Genomic DNA, 19,462 nt, shown 5'->3' on the forward strand with positions numbered 1-19,462 from the left:
AACCTTGAAGTCAAGCTGCCTTTTAAATTTTTGTATAATTTAGCTGTATATAAATAGTCTTAAAATGTCAAAAGAACAGTTAATTGCACAATTGTAAGAGCAGCCGCAATCGCAAATGGTTGCTATATTGAGAGCGTGTCGCTTTTTTGCAAGGGCCAAAATGGTTAAAAAGACATTGGATAAACACTTAGACGATCTCTAAATTCTATTTTTGTATCAATGGATTCACAAATCGAAATATTAAGCAACATCATAAAACGGAGAAGGAGCATTTTTCCCGTAAGTTATACTTCGCAGGAAATCCCTGTTGAAGTCATTGAAAAGATTCTTGAAAGCGCCAACTATGCGCCAACACATAAAATGACCCAACCCTGGAGGTTTATTGTCTATAGAAAAGAGGGGAAAACTAAACTGGGATTAGAATTGGCGCGGATTTATAAGGAAGCAACGGCACCAGAAAAGTTTCTTCAGAAAAAATACGACAGCATTGCGGAGAAATTTGATCAGTCCAGCTGTGTTTTAGCCATCAACGCTCAATTGCATCCTGAAAAATTACCCGCCTGGGAAGAGGTTGCCGCCCTGGCTTGTGCAGTACAAAATATGTCTTTAACTGCCGAGGCTTTAAATGTAGGTGCGTATTGGAGTTCTCCGGATACCATTAGTGAATTGGGTGCATTTATGGAACTGAAGGAAAATGAGCAGTGCTTTGGTTTATTTTATATGGGATATCATGAAGAAGAGGAAAGGACTGCAGTGCGAACACCAATGTCTGAAAAAGTGAAATGGGTAGAAGAATAAGGGTATGGAAAATTTAAAAGCAGGCGTTTATCAACTTTGTCTGGCCTTTATCCGGCAAAGGATTGAAACTGCAGAAACGGCATTGGCCCAGGCGCAGGAAGCCAGTAACGACGACACCAAAAGTAGTGCTGGAGATAAGTTTGAAACCACAAGGGAGATGATGCAGCAAGACATTAGCAGGAACAAAGGGTTATTGGCAGATGCAAAGCAAAATCTGCAATTATTGAATTCTCTGGAAGATGCGCCATTAGGTGTCTCAGTTAGAAACGGAAGCCTTGTTTATACCTCAGCTGGCATTTTTTATATCAGTATTCCCGCCGGGCAGTTGACTTATAAGGATCAGCAGGTCTTTGCCATTTCGGCTTCATCACCTATAGGGCAGTTGTTCTTCGGGAAAAAAGCTGGTGATTTGGTGAGTTTTAATAAAAAAGATTACACTATAAAAGAGGTGTTGTAAAAAATGCATTTAAACAAGAAAGCCATTCTGATCTTTTAGAATGGCTTTCTTGTTTAAACTTATAGTGGTATTAGAAACTGTTTCTAATGGCATTACTTAAAGTTTTTGGACTCCAGTATCCACTTGCAATAATCCTTCTTACTGTATATAACGGATAGTTTTGATCACGTTTATCAGCTAATGAGAAAGCCATTCTAAAGCCACGTTTCTTCAGTTCAGGAAAACCTTCAGCATTCCACAATCCAAAAGGATAAGCAAACTCTGTCATCTTTTTTCCTGTAATCTCCTCCAGTTTTTTTGTCGGCTTGTCCAATTGCTCTTCCCAATCTTTACCCTGGTATTTCTTAAAGTTTTTGTGATCGTAAGTGTGGCTTCCAATAACATTTCCTTCATCAGATAATTGTTTGATTTGTTCCTTGGTCATATAGTCTACAAATTTTCCTTTGCGGCCAATAGAAACCGTCATGATAAAATACATTGCCTTATAGCCGTACTTTTTAAGTGTAGGGGCAGCAATAGTAAACTGGTCCATGTCTGTATCATCAAAAGTCAGCATAATAGGTTTAGATGGCAGTGCTGCACCTGTGTTTAAATACGCATACAACTGATCAGGAGAGATGGTGTGGTAGCCACTATCCGACAGCATTTTGATCTGGTCTTTAAAATTTTGAATCTCTACAATATAGTCTTTACCTACTTTTCCATCTTTCGGTGTCCAGTTTCGCACCTGATGGTAGCATAAAATAGGAACTTGTTTGCGTGCCAGTATGGTTTTAGCATCTGCAACTTTAATTTTGCTTACATCAATGGATTGAGCCGTTTCTGCACTGTTTTCTGTAGCGTTAGTGGTACTATTTGTTGAGGTGCTGTCTTTGCTATCGGCGGCAGAAGTTTGAGATTTAGATTGGCAGCCGGCAGTTAAAATTAGCGCGGCCAGGGCAAGGTTTAATAAATGGTGTTTCATATTGTAGATTTGCTGCAAAACTATAGCTAATTTATTACACAGCAAAACAAGCAAGGATTTTATTTATTCGATAGTTTTGAACTTTCACAATTAGATGCTTATGAAACAATACTACGTTATTTTATTAGGTGCGGTCATGATGTGGACCACTGCTTTTTCGCAAGGCCAGGCAGAAAAGCCTGGAGCAGTTTCCCGCGCTAACTATCAGCTGGCTTCCCGGTTTTCGCCAAACAAACTAAAAAAGATGATTTATTCTACTACCGTAGATCCACATTGGCTTAAATTGAGTAACAGATTTTGGTATTTGTATGAAACACCTGCAGGTAAAGAATGGAAGATTGTTGATGTGACCACCCGTACTAAGAAACCGTTATTTAATACCGCTAAACTTGCTGCAGAGATTACAGTCATAGTTAGAGATCCGTTTGATGCACAGCATTTGCCAATTGATAACTTTAAATTTTCAAAAGATGAGAAGAGCGTTACATTTGAGATAAAAAGCACTGTAGATCAGCTAAAAAAGGATAGAAAAGACAAAAAGGCTGCAGATTCAATGGAAAAAAAGATCTATTGTTTCAATTACGACCTTGCAAATTCTAAACTAACAGAAGTGGCTAATTTTACCAAGCCAAAGCCAAAACCTGCCTGGGGTTCTGTAGCACCAGATTCTTCTGCAATAGTATTTAGCAGGAATTATAACCTGTACTGGATGGATAAATTAAATTACCAGAAGGCAGTAAAAAATGAAGATGACAGTACCATTGTAGAACACCAGCTAACAAAAGATGGCCTTAAGTTTTATGCTTATGGCAGTGATGGCGATGGGGAGAACAATGAAGAGAATATCAAAAACGATAAAAAAAGGAGAAATGCGTATGTGCTCTGGTCTCCAAATTCAAAATATTTTGTATTAAACAGGTCCGACTCCCGGAAGGTAAAAGACATGTGGGTTATCAATAGCATTGCTGCGGCAAGGCCAACCCTTGAGACTTATAAGTATCAGTTGCCTGGAGAAAAGGAATCTCCTGTTTATGAATTGTGGTTGTTTAACTTTGAGCTTAAAACCGGAAAAAAACTAAATGTGGCTGCTTTTAAAGATCAAACGTTATCAGCATGGTCTGCACCGGTACTAAACAAAGACCGCGATAATGAATTTAGGCCTTCAGTTTGGTTGGGTAACAATAGTAAAATTTATTTTTCACGTACCAGCCGCGATTTAAAAAGAATAGATGTTTGTACGGTAGACATCAGTTCTGGTAAAGTTGATCAGGTAATTGAAGAGCGTTTTAATACTTATGTGGAGGTTAATCGCCCTGGCCTGGTTAATGATGGAAAAGAGCTTATTCATTGGTCTGAGCGTGATGGATGGGGACATTTCTATTTGTTTGATGGCGCAGGAAAGCTGAAAAACCAAATTACAAAAGGCGCATTTCATTGTGAAAATATTGAGAAAATAGACGAAAAAAACAGGGTGCTTTATTTTACGGCCAATGGAAGGGAGGGTAAAGAAGATCCATACTACCTGCATCTTTACCGCATCAATTTTGACGGTTCCGGAATTAAATTGCTCAATGCAGGCGATTTTGACCATGGTGTAAGTCTTAATGACGAGGGACAGTATTTCGTTGATAACTTTTCCAGGGTAAATACGGTTCCAAAATCTGTACTTATAGACCATAACGGAACCAAGGTAATGGATTTGGAAACTACAGATCTTTCTCTGTTGATGGCTGCAGGCTATCAATTTCCTGAGCCTTTTAAGGTGAAAGCAGATGATGGTATCACAGATTTATATGGGGTAATGTATAAGCCCTTTGATTTTGATCCGGCCAAAAAATATCCCATTATTGAATATGTATACCCAGGCCCGCAAACAGAAGCGGTAAATAAATCTTTCAGCAGAAGTATGGACCGTACAGAGCGCCTCGCCCAGTTTGGATACATTGTAATTACTGTTGGAAACAGAGGGGGCAATCCTTCAAGATCTAAATGGTATCACACTTATGGTTATGGAAATTTGCGCGACTACGGTTTAGCAGATAAAAAAGCTGCGGTTGAACAGCTATCCTACAAGTACAATTACATAGACGCCAGTAAGGTAGGCATTACCGGCCACTCGGGCGGTGGATTTATGTCTACTGCCGCAATGCTGGTTTATCCGGATTTCTTTAAAGTGGCCGTGTCTAATGCAGGAAATCATGACAATAGTATTTACAATCGTTGGTGGAGCGAGAAACATCATGGGGTAAAGGAGATGGTGACGGCAAAAGGAGATACAACTTTTACCTATGCCATTGATAAAAATCCTGACTTAGCTAAAAATCTGAAAGGGCAGTTGATGATTATGACTGGTGATGTAGATAATAATGTAAATCCCGCAAATACCATTCGTTTAGCCAATGCTTTAATTAAAGCGGGTAAAAGATTTGAGTTTGTGATCTTGCCTGGACAGCGCCATGCTTTTGGCGACTATACGGAGTATGCTTTTTGGAAACTTGCTGATCATTTCAATAAATACCTCATGGGAGATTTCAGCAATGCAGGGCAGGTAGATATTCTGGAGATTGACCGGGAAATAGAGATGAACGGAAAATCCGGAAGATAAAAAAAGGGCGGCCTTCATGTCATGAAGGCCGCCCTTTTTTACGAGTATCTATTTTTAGAAATAGAACTGAACACCAATTTTTGGTGCAAAGAAGTCCGCGCCGATGTTAAAATCTTTGCTTCCGCTGATTTTGTCACCATTTGCATTTTCTAACTTATTGTCGTTATAGCTAATGCCTTGAACAGCAAACTCAATACCGAAACTTTTAGTTGGAAAGAAAGCAAAACCTGGAGATAAAGCAATACCTATAGTGTTGTTTTTGCCAGTCTTGGTCATGTTGTCACCATTAACATCGCCAACTTTATTATTGCCAAATGACATTGGTACTGACAACTGGCCAAAGAATTTAAACTGATCACTCACACCTTTGTAGGCACGTGCAAAAGGACTTACTACAAAAGCGCTGGTTTGAACAGATGCAACAGTTGTATAATCTTTTGCATATTGGTATCCAATTCCGGTACCCACAGCAATATTGTTAGCCACAAAATAACCTACACTAGGAACAATTTGAAAAGTTTTGTCTGCTTTATTTGCTCCATCTACTTTTTCTGATTGGTACTGAACGGTTCCACCAACAACAAAATTTCCTTTTTCAGTTTGTGCCTGAGTAGTAAATGCAATTGCAGAAACTGCAAGTAATGATAATACTAATTTTTTCATTTTTTTATGATTTAATTTAAATCTGGTCAATGCTCTTTTGGTTTTATTTTCTGACCATTGTTGTCATATAGTCAATGTCAGTGCCAAAGTGTATCTGGGTCAGCGTGCCAAAAAACACACTTTTTCTTAACTTGCTAATTGATAGTAAAATGAGTTTTTGAAAAAATCAGCTTATTATTTTGAGCTGACAATAGCATTAAATTCTTATTAAATTAACTTTTTGATAACACAGACACTTTGACTTTTTTTGCGAATTTGTCAGTATTGTGGATGCGTTTTTTGTCAGTACAGGTGTAAATTGCCGAAATCATCGAGGAGAAGATTTCTTTAACATAATTAAAAAAATATCCTTATTTTCATAAATCAATATATGTCTTTAGTTGTTATAACCTTATGAGATTATCAATAGAGCGAAAACCAGTAAAAGTATATCCAGATCCCAAACGCGTTATTGCCAGATTTTTCTTTAATGGAGAAGAGCGCGCCAAAGAGGTGATTAAAAAGGTATTGGAGTTGTCTGATCAGGAAGTTTTTAGTATCATATCTCCGCTTTTGCAGGAGTATTCTAAAAGACACCGAAATATCACCAAAATCCTTGCGCGCAACTGCAAGCGGATAAAGCCTTGTATGGATCAGATAGAGGTTGATTATGAATCCCTCGACAAATATCAAAGACTGCTGATAGGATCTTATTTTACACATGAATACTCAATTGAATCTGCTGCCTTTTTTAATCCCTCTATTGTGGATGATCCGGATCAGTCGGATTTGGTAGAAGGTGAAAAACGCGTTATTATAAGCTTTAGGGCAGTCGGTGAAGGTCATATTTCTTCAGTGGTTTTCCGTCGTGCACTAATAGACCGGTTCAATAACATTACGGTTATGCCTGCAGGTAATTATATTGATGAGGCAGAAATCATTAAGAATGCTGTATACAACAAGAAGCTTTTTTTAAAGAAAGCCATTGAATCTAATATTGATACCAGGATCGTAAATGAGGTAGGGGATAAGCTGCAGGATAAGTTTGATTATACTGTATTAAGGCGATTGATCCTTGATTCTAAGAACCTTCAGGAAGATGATATTATGAAACTGGAGTACGATAAGGTACTTTGGTTATCAGATACTTATCATGAAATCAGTTTTTCAAGAGATACCGATATTTCAGATCGTGTAATTTTCCCGATTTCGGAATTTGAAAGAAAAGGAATAGAGGATGCCAGGTTTGTAAAATTTGTAAAGGATGATGGTTCTATTATCTATTACGCAACCTATACTGCTTTTGACGGGGCTATGATTATGCCTAAGCTTTTACAAACTACAGATTTTTACGATTTTAAAATCAGTCCTTTGCATGGTACAGGTGCCCAGAACAAGAACCTGGCCTTGTTTCCCCGAAAAATTAAGGGTAGATATGCAATGATGTCCCGGATTGATGGCTGGAACAACTACCTGATGTATTCAGATAAGATTACCGTTTGGGATAAGCCCGTTAAATTACAGCAACCTCAGTTTTCATGGGAGTTTATACAAATTGGTAATTGTGGATCGCCTATCGAGACCAAAGATGGCTGGTTAATTATTACGCATGGGGTTGGTCCTATGCGCAGGTATTGCCTTGGTGCTAGCTTGCTGGATCTTGAAGATCCTTCAATAGAAATAGGTCGTTTAAGTGAGCCTTTGCTCATTCCAAATACAGATGAGCGTGAAGGCTATGTGCCCAACGTATTGTATTCATGCGGTTCAATCATTCATAACAATACCCTTATTATTCCTTATGGACTATCAGATTATTGTTCTTCATTTGCTACGGTAGACCTGCAATTGTTGCTGGATAAGCTTAAGAACTCCAATGCACCCATTCCTATTGTAAACGAATAGGCACTTAAAAGTTTAAAATTTTATGGTAGAGGGCTACATAGTCATCTGCCATTTTTTTTGCTGAAAATTTACCAATCGCCCAGTCAGAACAGTATTGTCTGTTGATATTGGGTAATTCCTTTACCGCTTCAACAGCCTCATGGGTATCCTGAACAAGGAAACCCGTTTTGCCAGATTGAATGAGCTCTGGCATTGAGCCTCTGTTAAACGCAATTACAGGCGTTCCGCAAATCATGGCCTCCGCAACGCTCAGGCCAAATGGCTCGTCAAAATTGATGGGATGTAACAACGCAGAAGCATTTGATAAGAGCTTGTTTCTCTCTTCCGGACCTGCAGAACCTGTAAAAACAATATTTTCATCCAGCTGCGGTTGTATTCGTTCTCTATAGTAGGCCTCATCTTGTATAATTCCTGCAATGATTAGTTTACGACCACATTGCCGGGCAATTTCAATGGCTTCCGCGGTGCCTTTATCAGGGTGGATTCTGCCAAAAAAAAGTAGGTAATCTGCGGGTGTATGGTTAAACTGAAACTCATCTGTCTCTATGCCATTGTACACTGTTGCCAGGTAGTTAAGGTTTGGATGTCGGTTGGCATCACTAATAGATACATAACTGCTGCTCTTATTGTATTTTTGATAAACAGGAATAATTTTTTCGGAAGAGAAGCCGTGGATGGTGGTAATTACGGGTGTTTTAATGAGAGCTGAAAAGCTTAAAGGCAAAAAATCAAAATGATTGTGTATGATATCAAACTGATTTGACTTTTCCATCAGGTTGCTGATGTGCAAACATTCTATCACCTTTGCATCCTGATTTCGGTTTTCTTCGTAACCACTTTCTATTACCGAGTCAAGTTTGGCCTTCGTTAACGAGTCGCCGGTTGCAAAAAGCGTTACCTCATGCCCCGCTTTTACCAATCTCTCTGTTAGGTTTGAAGCCATTTGCTCCCAGGGACCGTAGTGGCGCGGAGGGGTTCTCCACGCCACGGTAGACAATACAGCTATTTTTAAACTCATAAATGAATTAAATAGCTTCTTTTTGCATAGCTGTCAATTCGCTGCTTTGAATGTATTGATATTCCGATTCCAATGCCTGTAATACCATCAGGTGCGAAATCCAATAAGCCAATGTGCTTTCTGCACCCTGGTTGCGGTTTACGCCGTATTCTTGTAGCCCATCTCCACAGCCTTTGGTTTCATGATCGTATAATGGTACCCGTAGACTGTTTTCTCCTAAAAACCACTGATAGCTTAGGTTCATTTGTTTAATGTAAACCAGGTCCTTTGTAATCAGATAAGCTTTAAAGTACATCAGTACCATGGCCATAGTCTCTATCGCTTGCTGATCGTATAAGGCCATGTCTCCACCGTCGCGGTACAACCAGCCATCATTGCCTACAGGATTTAAGTAGCCATGTATCAATGTTTTTTGGGTAAGGAATTCCATGCTTTCTAATGCAATATCCAGTGCTTCCTTGTCCTGGCTCACCTCGTAGTAAGAGAATAATGCCAAAGGCAATATTCCGTTATCATAGGTCATTTTCTCTTCAAACCAATGCCATGAACCAATTTTATTGGTTTTATAAGCATCTTTTAATGGGATAACAAGCATGTCCATTTGCGCCCTGATGTGCTCATCATAAGGGTGTGCTTCCATATATTTAGAAAGCCCGATCATTGTGTTTCCAATTCCCCTCAAGTGTTTCAGGGCTCTAAAGTGTGGTACTGACTTAAGGAAAAGATCGGTGCCAAACTCACGGTAAGAATTGTTGGGCGCATTGCTAATGAGGTAACCTAATGACCAAATGGTGCGGCCAAATGAATCTTCTGAGCCTACTTCATCCAGGTAGTTCCGGTTAAAACTAAGGAAGTTGCGGAAATTACCGTTGTCTAGCTGCATATATTGAATATAGCTGAGGTAAATCGGTAAAAGATCCAGTGCAACCTTGCTTTTATTTTGCTGGTAAGCTAAAATTGCCAGTATTAAAGCTCTCGCATTGTCATCAAGGCAATAGCCTTCTTTAAGGTTGGGGATGCCGTATTTAGCATGCTGTACAATTCCGGTATCATCTGTTAGCCTTTGAATATGTGCCAGGCTAAATGCAGGCATCATATCCGGGTCTATAATCTGCTTTCCGGCTTTTTCCATCTCTATTAGGTATTTAGAAATGGCTTCTTCCAATACATCAATAAAAACCTGCCCGGTCATAGGCCAGCGTAAATGCAAACCATATTCATAGGCATTGGCTTTTAGTTCTTTTAATTTACCGTTGTCGTCCAGCAGTTCATTAATGTTTTCGGCCAGGGCATTAGCATCCCTAAAGTCAAATAAGCGGCCGCGGTTGTCTGCAAGTAGCTCCTGCGCATGCCAATAAGGGGTAGATACCACCGCTGCACCCGCACCAACCGCATAAGATAATGTGCCACTTGTAATTTGCGCTTCATTTAAATAGGGGGTAACGTAAACATCACAAGCTGTCAGGTAATCGAAAAGTTCTTCTTCCGAAACAAATTTATTGATAAAAGTGAGGTTTCTTTCTACATCAAGTTTTTGGGCCAGACGTTTTAAGCTGTCGCGGTATTCCTCTCCCGAATTCCGGATTACGCCGGGGTGTGTAGTACCCAGGATAACGTACATTACGTCAGGATGATTTTTTACAATGGCGGGTAAAGCCTCAATCATTGTTTCCAACCCTTTATTTCGTCCAATTAGTCCAAAAGTGAACAGTACTCTTCTGTTTTTAAAAGGCAAAGACTGTTTTACAGGATTGTTTCTTTTGGCTTCCAAATCTGGTACACCATGTTCTATCAGCTGTATTTTGGAGTAATCTATTCCATAAATACTGGTTAAAAAGCCAACAGCTCTATGGCTCATCACTATAATTCTTGAAGAATGTTTGGCAATCTCACGGATAATGGTGAGCTGCATGTAGCTGGGGTCTTTTAATATGGTATGGAAAATGGTAATGAGCGGTTTTTTTAGTCTCGCCAGTAAAGGCAGGATGTATACCCCGCATTCACCTCCAAAAATTCCGAACTCATGTTCAAGTATACATGCATCTGCAAGACTGGTGTTAATGTAGTCGGCGCCCCTGATGTAATCTTTCTGATTCTCCTGTCGTATAATGTATTCTACTTCTTTAGGGTACTCATACGTGTTAATACTGTCCGAGTCGTTCATTGCCACTACAAAACTATCTTCGGATACAGTAGCTTTATCATGACCAATAGCCCGGAGTAAGTTGTTGTTGAAAGTTGCAATGCCACATTCGCGCGGCGGATAGGAGGAGATGTAAGCTATTTTCATGTGGTAAAATGGTTCTTAAATTAGGATTCTTGTAAAGCTTTAAATAGATAACAAATTTTTATGCTAATTGTTCAGTTCCGGATAAATTCTGGAATTTTTTTACCTGCGGCAAGTTAGAGTTTAAAATTGCATAGATTAGGATTTTTTGTTTTTTAGTTTATCCTATTTTTGTAAACATTTAAAGTTATGTAAATTATTAATTTGCTGTTATATAGTTTTTTATAAATAATAAAATGAAACTTTATTTTTATGATTAGGCTTTAAGTTTTCAAATTTGTAGTTTTGAATTGTTCTAAAATATCTGATAAAACTAATTTTAAAGCATATGAAAATTGAAAATCCTGACGTAGAAAGCAAAATATTCACTTCTGATGAAGCCTATAAAAAGTCACTTGATTATTTTAAGGGCGATGATCTTGCGGCAAGGGTTTGGGTAAATAAATATGCATTAAAAGATTCTTTCGGGAATATTTATGAAGGTAGTCCAGAAGATATGCATCACCGCATAGCAGCTGAAATTGCGCGTGTAGAGTTGCGGTATCCGAATCCGCTTTCCGAAGATGAGGTTTTTGATCTGATCAAAGATTTTAAATACATCATTCCCCAGGGGAGCCCAATGACTGGTATTGGTAATCCTTATCAGGTAGCTTCTCTGAGCAATTGTTTTGTTATCGGTAACGATGGTGATTCTGATTCTTACGGAGGCATCATGAAGATTGACCAGGAACAGGTTCAGCTGATGAAAAGGCGTGGTGGCGTGGGACATGATTTGTCGCACATCAGGCCAAAAGGTTCTCCGGTTAAAAATTCAGCACTTACTTCTACCGGAATTGTTCCTTTCATGGAGCGGTTTTCAAACTCCACAAGAGAGGTGGCACAGGATGGGAGAAGAGGTGCTTTGATGCTTTCTGTGGCTATAAAACATCCGGATGCCGAAGATTTTATTGATGCAAAAATGGAGCAGGGAAAGGTTACCGGTGCAAATGTTTCTGTTCGTATAGATGATGCTTTTATGAGGGCTGTAGAGGCCGGTGATGTTTATCAGCAGCAATACCCGGTGGGCAGTGCTGAACCTGTTTACAAAAAGAAGATCAATCCCGTTGCCCTCTGGAAAAAAATTGTACACAATGCCTGGCGTTCCGCAGAACCGGGTATTCTATTCTGGGATACAGTAATCCGGGAATCAGTGCCAGATTGTTATGAAGATCTTGGCTATAAAACGGTATCTACCAATCCCTGTGGTGAAATTCCGCTTTGTCCTTACGACTCCTGCCGCTTGCTCGCTATAAACTTGTTTTCTTACGTAGAGGCACCATTTACAAAAAAGGCCTATTTTAATTGGGAATTGTTTAGAAAACACATTCATGCTGCTCAGCGGATTATGGATGATATCATTGACCTGGAACTGGAGAAAATAGATGCCATTTTAGAGAAAATTGCGCAGGACCCTGAAAGCGAAGAACTGAAACGTACGGAGAAAAATCTCTGGATCAATATCCGCACCAAAGCAAATGAAGGTCGTAGAACTGGTATCGGCATCACCGCAGAAGGTGATTTACTTGCTGCTATGGGTTTACGTTATGGTAGTGATGAAGGTTCTGCATTTGCCGTTGAAATTCATAAAACCATTGCTGTGGAGGCTTACCGGGCATCTGTAACTGCCGCTAAAGAAAGGGGTGCCTTCGCTATTTTTGATGCAGAACGAGAAAAAAATAATCCATTCATTTTACGCCTTAAAGATGCTGATGCCTCACTTTACAATGACATGCTTGAATATGGAAGAAGGAATATTGCCTTGCTTACCATTGCACCAACAGGTACTACCAGTTTAATGTCGCAAACCAGTTCGGGTATAGAACCAGTTTTTATGCCGGTTTATAAAAGAAGAAGAAAGGTAAACCCTAATGATAAGGATGCAAGGGTAGATTTTGTAGATGAAGTTGGCGATTCCTGGGAAGAGTATGTGGTGTTTCACCACCGATTTAAACAATGGATGGAGGTAAATGGCCATGACATCAGTAGAAATTATACCCAAAAAGAGCTTGATGATCTTGTAGTACAATCGCCTTATTATAAATCTACCTCTAATGATGTTGATTATTTGAAAAAAGTAGAAATGCAGGGCGAGATTCAGAAATGGATTGATCACTCCATCAGTGTAACCATTAATATGCCGGCTGATGTAACCGAAGAGGTGGTTGGAGAATTGTATATGGCTGCCTGGAAAGCGGGTTGTAAAGGAGTTACCGTTTACAGAGACGGCTCACGTTCGGGTGTGCTTATCGCAAATACGGAAACTAAACCAGAGCCTGAAGAAACAGTGGAACTTGTGTTTCCTACTACTCGACCTGCTGTGCTGGAAGCAGATGTGGTACGCTTTCAAAACAGTAAAGACAAATGGATTGCCTTTATCGGATTGATTGACGGAAAACCATATGAAATTTTTACCGGTTTTGCAGATGATGAAGATGGCATCCTGATCCCCAGGTGGGTTAATGATGGCGTAATCATAAAAAACAGAGAAGCTGATGGTGGCTCGCGTTATGATTTTCAGTACAAGAACAAGCGTGGACACAAAACAACCATTGAGGGCTTATCTTATAAGTTTAATCCGGAATATTGGAATTATGCAAAGCTAATTTCAAGTACATTGAGGCATAGCATGCCGATTGAAAAAGTGGTAGACCTGATCAATAGTCTGCAGCTTGATGAATCTATCAATACCTGGAAAAATGGTGTCGCCCGTGCCTTAAAAAGATATGTACCGGACGGAACGGAAACAAAAAAGCAAAAATGTGAGAATTGTAACTCTACAAATCTGCATTATCAGGAAGGCTGCCTAACTTGTACAGATTGCGGATCTTCAAAATGTGGCTAATAAAAAATGGCTGCTTCCAAATAGGAGGCAGCCATTTTTATATACCGTAAAGGTTAAATTAGTGTTTAACTTCAGTAGTAGTAGTTTCAACTTTAACGGCAGTATCTTTTACAGTTGAGTCAGTAACAGTAGTATCAACAGCAGTAGTGTCAGTAACGATAGCTGAAGAATCAGTTAAAGTTGAATCTGCACCTGCTTCTTTTTTCTCAGAGTTACAAGCTGCTACTGATAAAGAGATTGCTAAAGCTAAAAAGCCAAATTTGAATACGTTTTTCATTTTGTTTATGTTTTAATATTTACTACTTAATACAGCTGCCTATAAAAGGTAACCCAACTAAAAGCATTTTTTTTTAATAACTTTGACGCATTAACAAATCTATTCATAAATCAGCTTAATGGGTAACTACGGCACAGTGAGATGGACCTGGCTTAAGCTAAGGCTGCTTAACTTTTTTACAGGTGAGTATGTTACTGATGCACTGCGCAATACCATCACAATAGTTCTTCCTATTACACTGCTCTTCATGGTTGGTAACCCTAAAGCTGCCATAGGCATAGGTGTAGGGACTTTGCTTATTAGTTTAACAGACCTTCCCGGAAATAAAAGAGACAAATTTGGTACGGGAGGCTTAAGTATCCTGGTTTTCTTTCTAACGGCCCTAATCATCTCTTCGGCAATCGGAAAGCCATGGCTTACGGCAACAGCATTTTTTGTGCTTACTTTTTTACTTTCCATGTTGTCTGTTTTTGGTAGCAGGGCAGGGCTCAGTGGTACCATGGCCATCATTTTAAGTACTTTTACACTTGGTCTGCATCCAGATGCACCGCTGTTATTTAGTTTTTATATCCTCATCGGGGCATTGTGGTATTATCTTATCAGCTTTATCCAGATTACCCTTTGGCCATACAGGTCGCTGCACCATGCTATTTTTGAATGTATCAACAGTACCGCATTTTACCTTCAGGCTAAAGCCAAATGTTACAATCCTCAAATCCCACTGGAAGAATGCTATCAGGAAGGTATTGGATTGCATATTGCTGTGAGCGAAAAACAAGATCTGGTGAGGAATCTGCTCCTGAGTGATAAAACAGCCATGAAGCCCTCGAACTTAAAGGGTCAACGGCTGCTGCTTGTTGCACAAAGCGTGATTGGACTGTATGAACAAGTAACGGCAATTCACTATGATTATAACTTTATCAGGCAAACACTTAAACCCTCAGAAAGCCTGCCACACATAGAGCAACTCATCAAAATCCTTGCAGAGAGCCTGGAACAGTTGGGTAGGGTGTTTCTCAACTCTTCTGCTTCTAAATATAAATTTAGTCGCCTGGCAGAATTTAATAAAATTCAGCATGTTCTTCAGCAAATTGCTCAGCAGGAAGATAAAGTTAACGCCACTATCCTGTTCAGGATTATTGAGAATATGGAAGAAATTGCCAGGTATATCCAGCAAATTCGGGAAGAGAAACTAAAAACCAGGTCGCAGTTAAGTCCTCAAAATGATCCTGCGGCCTATGCGCTTTTCTTGTCGCAGCAGCGGGTTAATTTTAGCTTGTTTAAACAGCACCTGTCTTTAAAATCGGCTACTTTCCGGTTTTCTCTCCGCCTGGCCATATCCTTTTTACTCGGATATGCTGTAATCCTGCTGTTCCCTCAAAGTAACTATAGCTATTGGATTCTCCTTACCATTGTTATTGTAGCCCGGCCCAGGTTTGCCATCACCTGGAAAAGAAATAAGGAGCGTTTATCTGGCACCTTTGCCGGCCTTATTGTTGGTTTACTGCTGCTATGGCTCATATCCGATCCTATCCTCTTGCTGATCATAGCAGCCATAATGCTGTTTGGTTTTTTTGCGTTTAACCGAATCCGGTATAGCATTAGTGTAATGTGTATCACACCTGCCGTAATGCTGTGTTTAACTTTATACCATGGACATACAGACCATATTATCACAGAGCGGGTTTATTTTACTGTTGCAGGTTGTGCCATCGCTTTTTTAAATGTCTATCTGTTTCCGATCTGGGAAAACAGTCAGCTAAAAACCTTAATTGCAAGTAATATTGAAGCCAATGTAATGTATTTAAAAGAAGTGCTTGCATGGATAAATGGAGAAGAAGCCAACATGAGTAAATGTGGCCTGGCCCGTAAAAATGCACATTTAAAATTGGCCCGTTTTTCTGAAGCACTCGCATTTACCACTTTTGAGCCTAAAAGTAAGCATGTAAACCTTATTGCCATGCGTGCTGTTCAAACCTTAATCTTTCGGATCAATGCTGTCATCACCTCATTGCAGTTGTCTGCCGCTGTGGAGTTGCAAAAGCAGGAAAATGAGCAACTGGCCGTACAGGTTATGAATAATTTGAATAACTGCCTGGAAGCTGACTTGATTGATGAACCGCCGTCAGGGCAGTACATTTACCGTGACTTTCCTCATCAGCTGGATTATTTACTCAGCCTGTCTGCCCAATTGGAAGCTCAGTTTAAAAAGAAATAAACCGGGCTTTAAATAAGTGCGGCTTTGGCGGCAAGCATCATGTGCGGACTAAAGCAGAGTAATTCCTGATCTGCTTCTGTAAGTTTGAGTAGCTCAAGTAAACGCTGCCTCTTAGCCGGTGTAGCCCAACTTTCAAAATACTTATTGTCCATCCATGCCATTCCTTCTACCGCAAAAAGTGCCAATGGATGAAGCCCGGCTAGTTTAAACTCGCTTAGGAGGGAGCTTGGGCTGTGAAAAAATGCTTGTGCAAGCATTCCCGGAAATGCTGCAGGTGGCTGGTGCTCACCGCTTAATAATTCCTTTTTGCACATGTCAAAGACTTCGGGAAGGTGAATCATGCCACTCTGTAAGGCAGCAACTGTAGAAGCGGCTTTGTTGATGGCGAAGCCAAGTATGGTTCCCCCGGGTTTTAAAACACGGCTTGCCTCCTTTAATGCGGCAATACGTTCATCCAGTTTTTGTAAATGATATAATGGGCCATGAAGAATCACCAGGTCTGCAGACTGGTCTGCCAAAGGCAAAGTACGGGCCTCGCCTAAAAAACTTTGAAACTTAAATTTAGATTGCTTAGATCGTTTTTCGGCCTGTTGTATGTGTTTGGCAACTGGATCTATCAAAACCACCTGATGGCCAAATGTAGAAAGCCAGCTGGCATAATGGCCTGGCCCGCCACCTACATCTGCAATGGTACCGCTTGCAGCAGGGAGGTAGCGGGAAATCAGGTCTTTATTTCTTTCAAATTCAAGAGGTCCCAGACCCAGTTTCAACCTGGATTCTTCTTCACTTTGTGTGTAGAAACTGGAAATTTCTGAGGCAATTAATCCCATAAAAATTGATGAAAGCTGGCTGTAATTTTTTTTAAGCTTTAACGCGCTCTACATACTCACCAGTACGGGTATCTATTTTAATTTTGTCGCCTACGTTTACAAACAAAGGAACCTTAATCTCTATACCATTTTCGGTACTTGCGTATTTCTGTGCCCCTGAAGAAGTATCGCCTTTAACTGCGGGTTCTGCATAGGTAATTTCCAACTCTACAAAATTTGGTGCTTGTGCCATAATAGGTTCTTCACTTTCAAACGAAACGATTACATCCATACCTTCTTTTAAGAATTTTGCAGAAGGTCCAAACAATGCTTTAGGGATGTTGAACTGATCAAAAGTATTGTTGTCCATTACAATGAAGTAATCACCTTCTTCGTAAAGATACTGAAAATCATTGGTGTCTACACGGCAAATTTCAACCTGCTCATCGGTTGCCAAACGGGCCTCCACAATTTTTCCAGTTTTAATGTTGCGCCATTTGCCAAGGTAAAAAGCGCCTCCTTTACCTGGTGTGCGGTGCAGGATCTCAATAACTGTTACCAATTCGCTGTTGAAACGTAAAATATTTCCGACTTTAATTTCAGATGCTTTTGCCATAAAAGATTTTAATTGTAAAATTTGAGCCCAAAGATATGCGCTTTTTCGAGTTTTTAAAGTCTTATGTGTTAAGATATATCTCAAGTTTCTACCAAACCATTCTTTATTTTTTGTAAATTAGGGCATGGAACTAAAACAGGATATTGCCGGTTTGGAAGATATCGTCCTTTTTGTCAATAATTTTTATACAAAAGTACAAGAAGACGAATTGATTGGGCCCGTTTTTAACGGGGTCATTAGCAACTGGCAACCTCATTTAGACCGTATGTATAGTTTCTGGAATGCAGTGCTTTTTGGTGTTCCAGGATTTAAAGGCAATCCCTTTGCCAGGCATGCCCCACTTGCCATTGAGGCCCGGCATTTTGACAGGTGGCTCTTGCTGTTTAATCAAACTATTGATGCTCATTTTTCTGGTGAAATTGCTGAGCTAACCAAAGTAAAAGCTCAACTTATGGCCGCTCTTTTTTTAAGCAAACTACAAAATATGAAAGGCGGGGCCAGCAGGGTTATCGTTTAAATTGTAGATTGCGGGACGAATTTATGATGTATGCCCAATAAGAAAGAAACGTTAACACACCAGGATAAAACCTTTTCAAATGTTGATTATGCCGAAAAGTCTTTGGAAAACAGGGAGTTTATTAAATGTGAATTTATAGGTTGCGATTTTTCAAAAAGCGACTTAAGTTATAACGATTTTATCGACTGCCACTTTAAACAGTGTAATTTCTCGCTTACAGTGGTTACAGGAGCAGGTTTTAGAGATGTAATTTTTACAGGATGCAAGATTTTAGGCGTAGACTTTTCAAAATGTAATAAGTTTTTGTTTTCCTTCTTGTTTGAAAACAGTCATATAGATTATGCTACATTTTACGGTACCAAACTCAGGAAAACGAAATTTATAGCCTGCTCATTAAAGGAAACAGATTTTGAAGCGGCAGATTTGACAGCCGCTGTATTTAGTGACTGTGATCTTACGGGGGCTACCTTTGTGAGGTCTGTACTGGAGAAAGCCGATTTTTGCACCGCCCGTAATTTTAGTATTGATCCTGCAGCAAACCAAATTAAACAGGCTAAATTCTCTGTTACAAACCTTGCCGGCTTGCTGCATAGGTATAACCTGGATATCAATTATGGTGAGTGATGCTGGATTGTCTTTTTGTGCCTATTGAATATAAAGTTATATTTGTACCTACCCAGGCTTATTGGTGTTTTCCTTAAAAATATAGACTTATGCTGAATACAAAAAAAACTTTAGCGCTGCTCCTTTTAAATCTTTCTTTTGCCTTAGCTGGCTCTGCTCAAAACACAATTAACAATTATAAATATGTGTTGGTGCCAGAACGCTTTAGTTTTCTAAAGCAGAATGATCAGTACACGTTAAATACAGTAACCAAAACCCTATTAGAAGATAAGGGCTTTAAGGTGTATTTTGATAATGCCGATCTGCCTTCTGAAATTGCAACCAACAGGTGTACTGCCCTGAACGCAGATTTGTTGTCTAAAAATTCTATGTTTGCCACCAAACTTACACTGGTGCTTAAAGATTGCAAAGGCAATGTCGTTTTTCAGGGTAAAGAAGGCGTAAGCAGAGAAAAAGAATACAACTTATCGTATAACATGGCTTTGCAGGAGGCTTTTAACTCTTTTAAAGAAGTTCCTTACGCTTATAATAGCCCTTCAGCTGCTGTTCCCAGTCCTGTTGCTTCAATTGTTCCCGCTCCTGTTGTGCGCGCAGCTCCTGCCGTTATTGCAGAAGCCTTACCTGCTGCAGGAACGGTATACGCCCAGCCTACGGCTACGGGATATCAGCTTATTGATACTACACCAAAAATCATCCTCAGCTTATTTAAAACCTCAGTTGCCGAGTATTTCATTGCCAGCAATGGTACGGTTAACGGACTTGTATTTAAAAAAGATGCAGACTGGGTTTTTGAATATTATAAAGATACCAAGCTGGTAAGCGAAAAATTACTCATCAAATTTTAAAG

General features: G+C 39.6%; 16 protein-coding genes. 9 read left to right on the plus strand and 7 right to left on the minus strand.

Features of this window, described 5'->3' with window-relative positions; translation table 11 throughout:
* Window positions 1-219 precede the first annotated feature (219 nt).
* Together LPB86_RS14385 and LPB86_RS14390 are read left to right on the plus strand one after the other, a co-directional pair.
* Entirely contained in the window at window positions 220-798 is a 579-nt protein-coding gene (locus LPB86_RS14385; RefSeq protein WP_230645119.1) for a nitroreductase, read from the plus strand.
* A gap of 4 nt (window positions 799-802) precedes the next feature.
* Window positions 803-1,255: a GreA/GreB family elongation factor gene (locus LPB86_RS14390; RefSeq protein WP_230645122.1), complete on the plus strand. Its 453-nt coding sequence runs from the start codon at window positions 803-805 to the stop codon at window positions 1,253-1,255.
* Between the two features lie 70 nt (window positions 1,256-1,325).
* On the opposite strand, the gene LPB86_RS14395 is transcribed toward LPB86_RS14390, so the two are convergent.
* Window positions 1,326-2,219, minus strand: coding sequence for a polysaccharide deacetylase family protein (locus tag LPB86_RS14395; protein ID WP_230645124.1), 894 nt, complete (start codon window positions 2,217-2,219; stop codon window positions 1,326-1,328).
* A gap of 100 nt (window positions 2,220-2,319) precedes the next feature.
* On the opposite strand from LPB86_RS14395, the gene LPB86_RS14400 reads away from it, so the two are divergent.
* Complete coding sequence (locus LPB86_RS14400; RefSeq protein ID WP_230645126.1) at window positions 2,320-4,824, plus strand: DPP IV N-terminal domain-containing protein; 2,505 nt, start codon at window positions 2,320-2,322, stop codon at window positions 4,822-4,824.
* A 54-nt stretch (window positions 4,825-4,878) separates the two neighbouring features.
* Here the strand turns inward: LPB86_RS14400 and LPB86_RS14405 are convergent, their stop codons facing one another.
* A complete protein-coding gene (locus LPB86_RS14405; RefSeq protein WP_230645128.1) occupies window positions 4,879-5,487 on the minus strand; it encodes an outer membrane beta-barrel protein in 609 nt (202 codons plus the stop codon).
* Between the two features lie 393 nt (window positions 5,488-5,880).
* Here LPB86_RS14405 and LPB86_RS14410 point away from each other — a divergent pair, with 393 nt between their 5' ends.
* The gene (locus LPB86_RS14410; RefSeq protein ID WP_230645130.1) at window positions 5,881-7,368 is read left to right on the plus strand and encodes a glycoside hydrolase family 130 protein; all 1,488 of its coding nucleotides are present in this window, start codon (window positions 5,881-5,883) and stop codon (window positions 7,366-7,368) included.
* A 4-nt stretch (window positions 7,369-7,372) separates the two neighbouring features.
* On the opposite strand, the gene LPB86_RS14415 is transcribed toward LPB86_RS14410, so the two are convergent.
* Together LPB86_RS14415 and LPB86_RS14420 are read right to left on the minus strand one after the other, a co-directional pair.
* Complete coding sequence (locus LPB86_RS14415) at window positions 7,373-8,386, minus strand: glycosyltransferase family 4 protein (RefSeq protein WP_230645132.1); 1,014 nt, start codon at window positions 8,384-8,386, stop codon at window positions 7,373-7,375.
* A 7-nt stretch (window positions 8,387-8,393) separates the two neighbouring features.
* Window positions 8,394-10,676, minus strand: coding sequence for a glycosyltransferase family 4 protein (locus tag LPB86_RS14420; protein WP_230645134.1), 2,283 nt, complete (start codon window positions 10,674-10,676; stop codon window positions 8,394-8,396).
* 325 nt (window positions 10,677-11,001) lie between these two features.
* Here LPB86_RS14420 and LPB86_RS14425 point away from each other — a divergent pair, with 325 nt between their 5' ends.
* Window positions 11,002-13,554: an adenosylcobalamin-dependent ribonucleoside-diphosphate reductase gene (locus LPB86_RS14425; protein ID WP_230645136.1), complete on the plus strand. Its 2,553-nt coding sequence runs from the start codon at window positions 11,002-11,004 to the stop codon at window positions 13,552-13,554.
* Between the two features lie 58 nt (window positions 13,555-13,612).
* Here LPB86_RS14425 and LPB86_RS14430 read toward each other — a convergent pair whose 3' ends face one another.
* On the minus strand, window positions 13,613-13,831 hold the full coding sequence (locus LPB86_RS14430; protein ID WP_230645138.1) for a hypothetical protein: 219 nt from the start codon (window positions 13,829-13,831) through the stop codon (window positions 13,613-13,615).
* A gap of 118 nt (window positions 13,832-13,949) precedes the next feature.
* On the opposite strand from LPB86_RS14430, the gene LPB86_RS14435 reads away from it, so the two are divergent.
* Window positions 13,950-16,049: an FUSC family membrane protein gene (locus LPB86_RS14435; protein WP_230645140.1), complete on the plus strand. Its 2,100-nt coding sequence runs from the start codon at window positions 13,950-13,952 to the stop codon at window positions 16,047-16,049.
* A gap of 8 nt (window positions 16,050-16,057) precedes the next feature.
* On the opposite strand, the gene LPB86_RS14440 is transcribed toward LPB86_RS14435, so the two are convergent.
* Both LPB86_RS14440 and efp read right to left on the minus strand, forming a co-directional pair.
* Window positions 16,058-16,879, minus strand: a complete 822-nt coding sequence (locus LPB86_RS14440; protein WP_230645142.1) for a class I SAM-dependent methyltransferase — start codon at window positions 16,877-16,879, stop codon at window positions 16,058-16,060.
* Between the two features lie 31 nt (window positions 16,880-16,910).
* Window positions 16,911-17,474 (minus strand): elongation factor P, encoded by a 564-nt coding sequence (efp, locus tag LPB86_RS14445; RefSeq protein WP_230645144.1) that lies wholly within the window; start codon window positions 17,472-17,474, stop codon window positions 16,911-16,913.
* 124 nt (window positions 17,475-17,598) lie between these two features.
* On the opposite strand from efp, the gene LPB86_RS14450 reads away from it, so the two are divergent.
* From LPB86_RS14450 to LPB86_RS14460, 3 genes are all read left to right on the plus strand, one after another.
* Entirely contained in the window at window positions 17,599-17,991 is a 393-nt protein-coding gene (locus LPB86_RS14450) for a group III truncated hemoglobin (protein ID WP_230645146.1), read from the plus strand.
* 30 nt (window positions 17,992-18,021) lie between these two features.
* A complete protein-coding gene (locus LPB86_RS14455) occupies window positions 18,022-18,615 on the plus strand; it encodes a pentapeptide repeat-containing protein (protein ID WP_230645148.1) in 594 nt (197 codons plus the stop codon).
* An 89-nt stretch (window positions 18,616-18,704) separates the two neighbouring features.
* Complete coding sequence (locus LPB86_RS14460) at window positions 18,705-19,460, plus strand: hypothetical protein (RefSeq protein ID WP_230645150.1); 756 nt, start codon at window positions 18,705-18,707, stop codon at window positions 19,458-19,460.
* Window positions 19,461-19,462 lie beyond the last annotated feature (2 nt).

It is taken from the genome of Pedobacter sp. MC2016-14 (assembly GCF_020991475.1).
In the GTDB taxonomy this organism is placed as follows: domain Bacteria; phylum Bacteroidota; class Bacteroidia; order Sphingobacteriales; family Sphingobacteriaceae; genus Pedobacter.

What these genes read in the sequence shown, in the direction of transcription:
- LPB86_RS14385 (WP_230645119.1), top strand. Translation starts at nt 220, where the DNA reads ATGGATTCACAAATCGAAATATTAAGCAACATCATAAAACGGAGAAGG.
- LPB86_RS14390 (WP_230645122.1), top strand. Translation starts at nt 803, where the DNA reads ATGGAAAATTTAAAAGCAGGCGTTTATCAACTTTGTCTGGCCTTTATC.
- LPB86_RS14395 (WP_230645124.1), bottom strand. Translation starts at nt 2,219, where the DNA reads ATGAAACACCATTTATTAAACCTTGCCCTGGCCGCGCTAATTTTAACT.
- LPB86_RS14400 (WP_230645126.1), top strand. Translation starts at nt 2,320, where the DNA reads ATGAAACAATACTACGTTATTTTATTAGGTGCGGTCATGATGTGGACC.
- LPB86_RS14405 (WP_230645128.1), bottom strand. Translation starts at nt 5,487, where the DNA reads ATGAAAAAATTAGTATTATCATTACTTGCAGTTTCTGCAATTGCATTT.
- LPB86_RS14410 (WP_230645130.1), top strand. Translation starts at nt 5,881, where the DNA reads ATGAGATTATCAATAGAGCGAAAACCAGTAAAAGTATATCCAGATCCC.
- LPB86_RS14415 (WP_230645132.1), bottom strand. Translation starts at nt 8,386, where the DNA reads ATGAGTTTAAAAATAGCTGTATTGTCTACCGTGGCGTGGAGAACCCCT.
- LPB86_RS14420 (WP_230645134.1), bottom strand. Translation starts at nt 10,676, where the DNA reads ATGAAAATAGCTTACATCTCCTCCTATCCGCCGCGCGAATGTGGCATT.
- LPB86_RS14425 (WP_230645136.1), top strand. Translation starts at nt 11,002, where the DNA reads ATGAAAATTGAAAATCCTGACGTAGAAAGCAAAATATTCACTTCTGAT.
- LPB86_RS14430 (WP_230645138.1), bottom strand. Translation starts at nt 13,831, where the DNA reads ATGAAAAACGTATTCAAATTTGGCTTTTTAGCTTTAGCAATCTCTTTA.
- LPB86_RS14435 (WP_230645140.1), top strand. Translation starts at nt 13,950, where the DNA reads ATGGGTAACTACGGCACAGTGAGATGGACCTGGCTTAAGCTAAGGCTG.
- LPB86_RS14440 (WP_230645142.1), bottom strand. Translation starts at nt 16,879, where the DNA reads ATGGGATTAATTGCCTCAGAAATTTCCAGTTTCTACACACAAAGTGAA.
- efp (WP_230645144.1), bottom strand. Translation starts at nt 17,474, where the DNA reads ATGGCAAAAGCATCTGAAATTAAAGTCGGAAATATTTTACGTTTCAAC.
- LPB86_RS14450 (WP_230645146.1), top strand. Translation starts at nt 17,599, where the DNA reads ATGGAACTAAAACAGGATATTGCCGGTTTGGAAGATATCGTCCTTTTT.
- LPB86_RS14455 (WP_230645148.1), top strand. Translation starts at nt 18,022, where the DNA reads ATGCCCAATAAGAAAGAAACGTTAACACACCAGGATAAAACCTTTTCA.
- LPB86_RS14460 (WP_230645150.1), top strand. Translation starts at nt 18,705, where the DNA reads ATGCTGAATACAAAAAAAACTTTAGCGCTGCTCCTTTTAAATCTTTCT.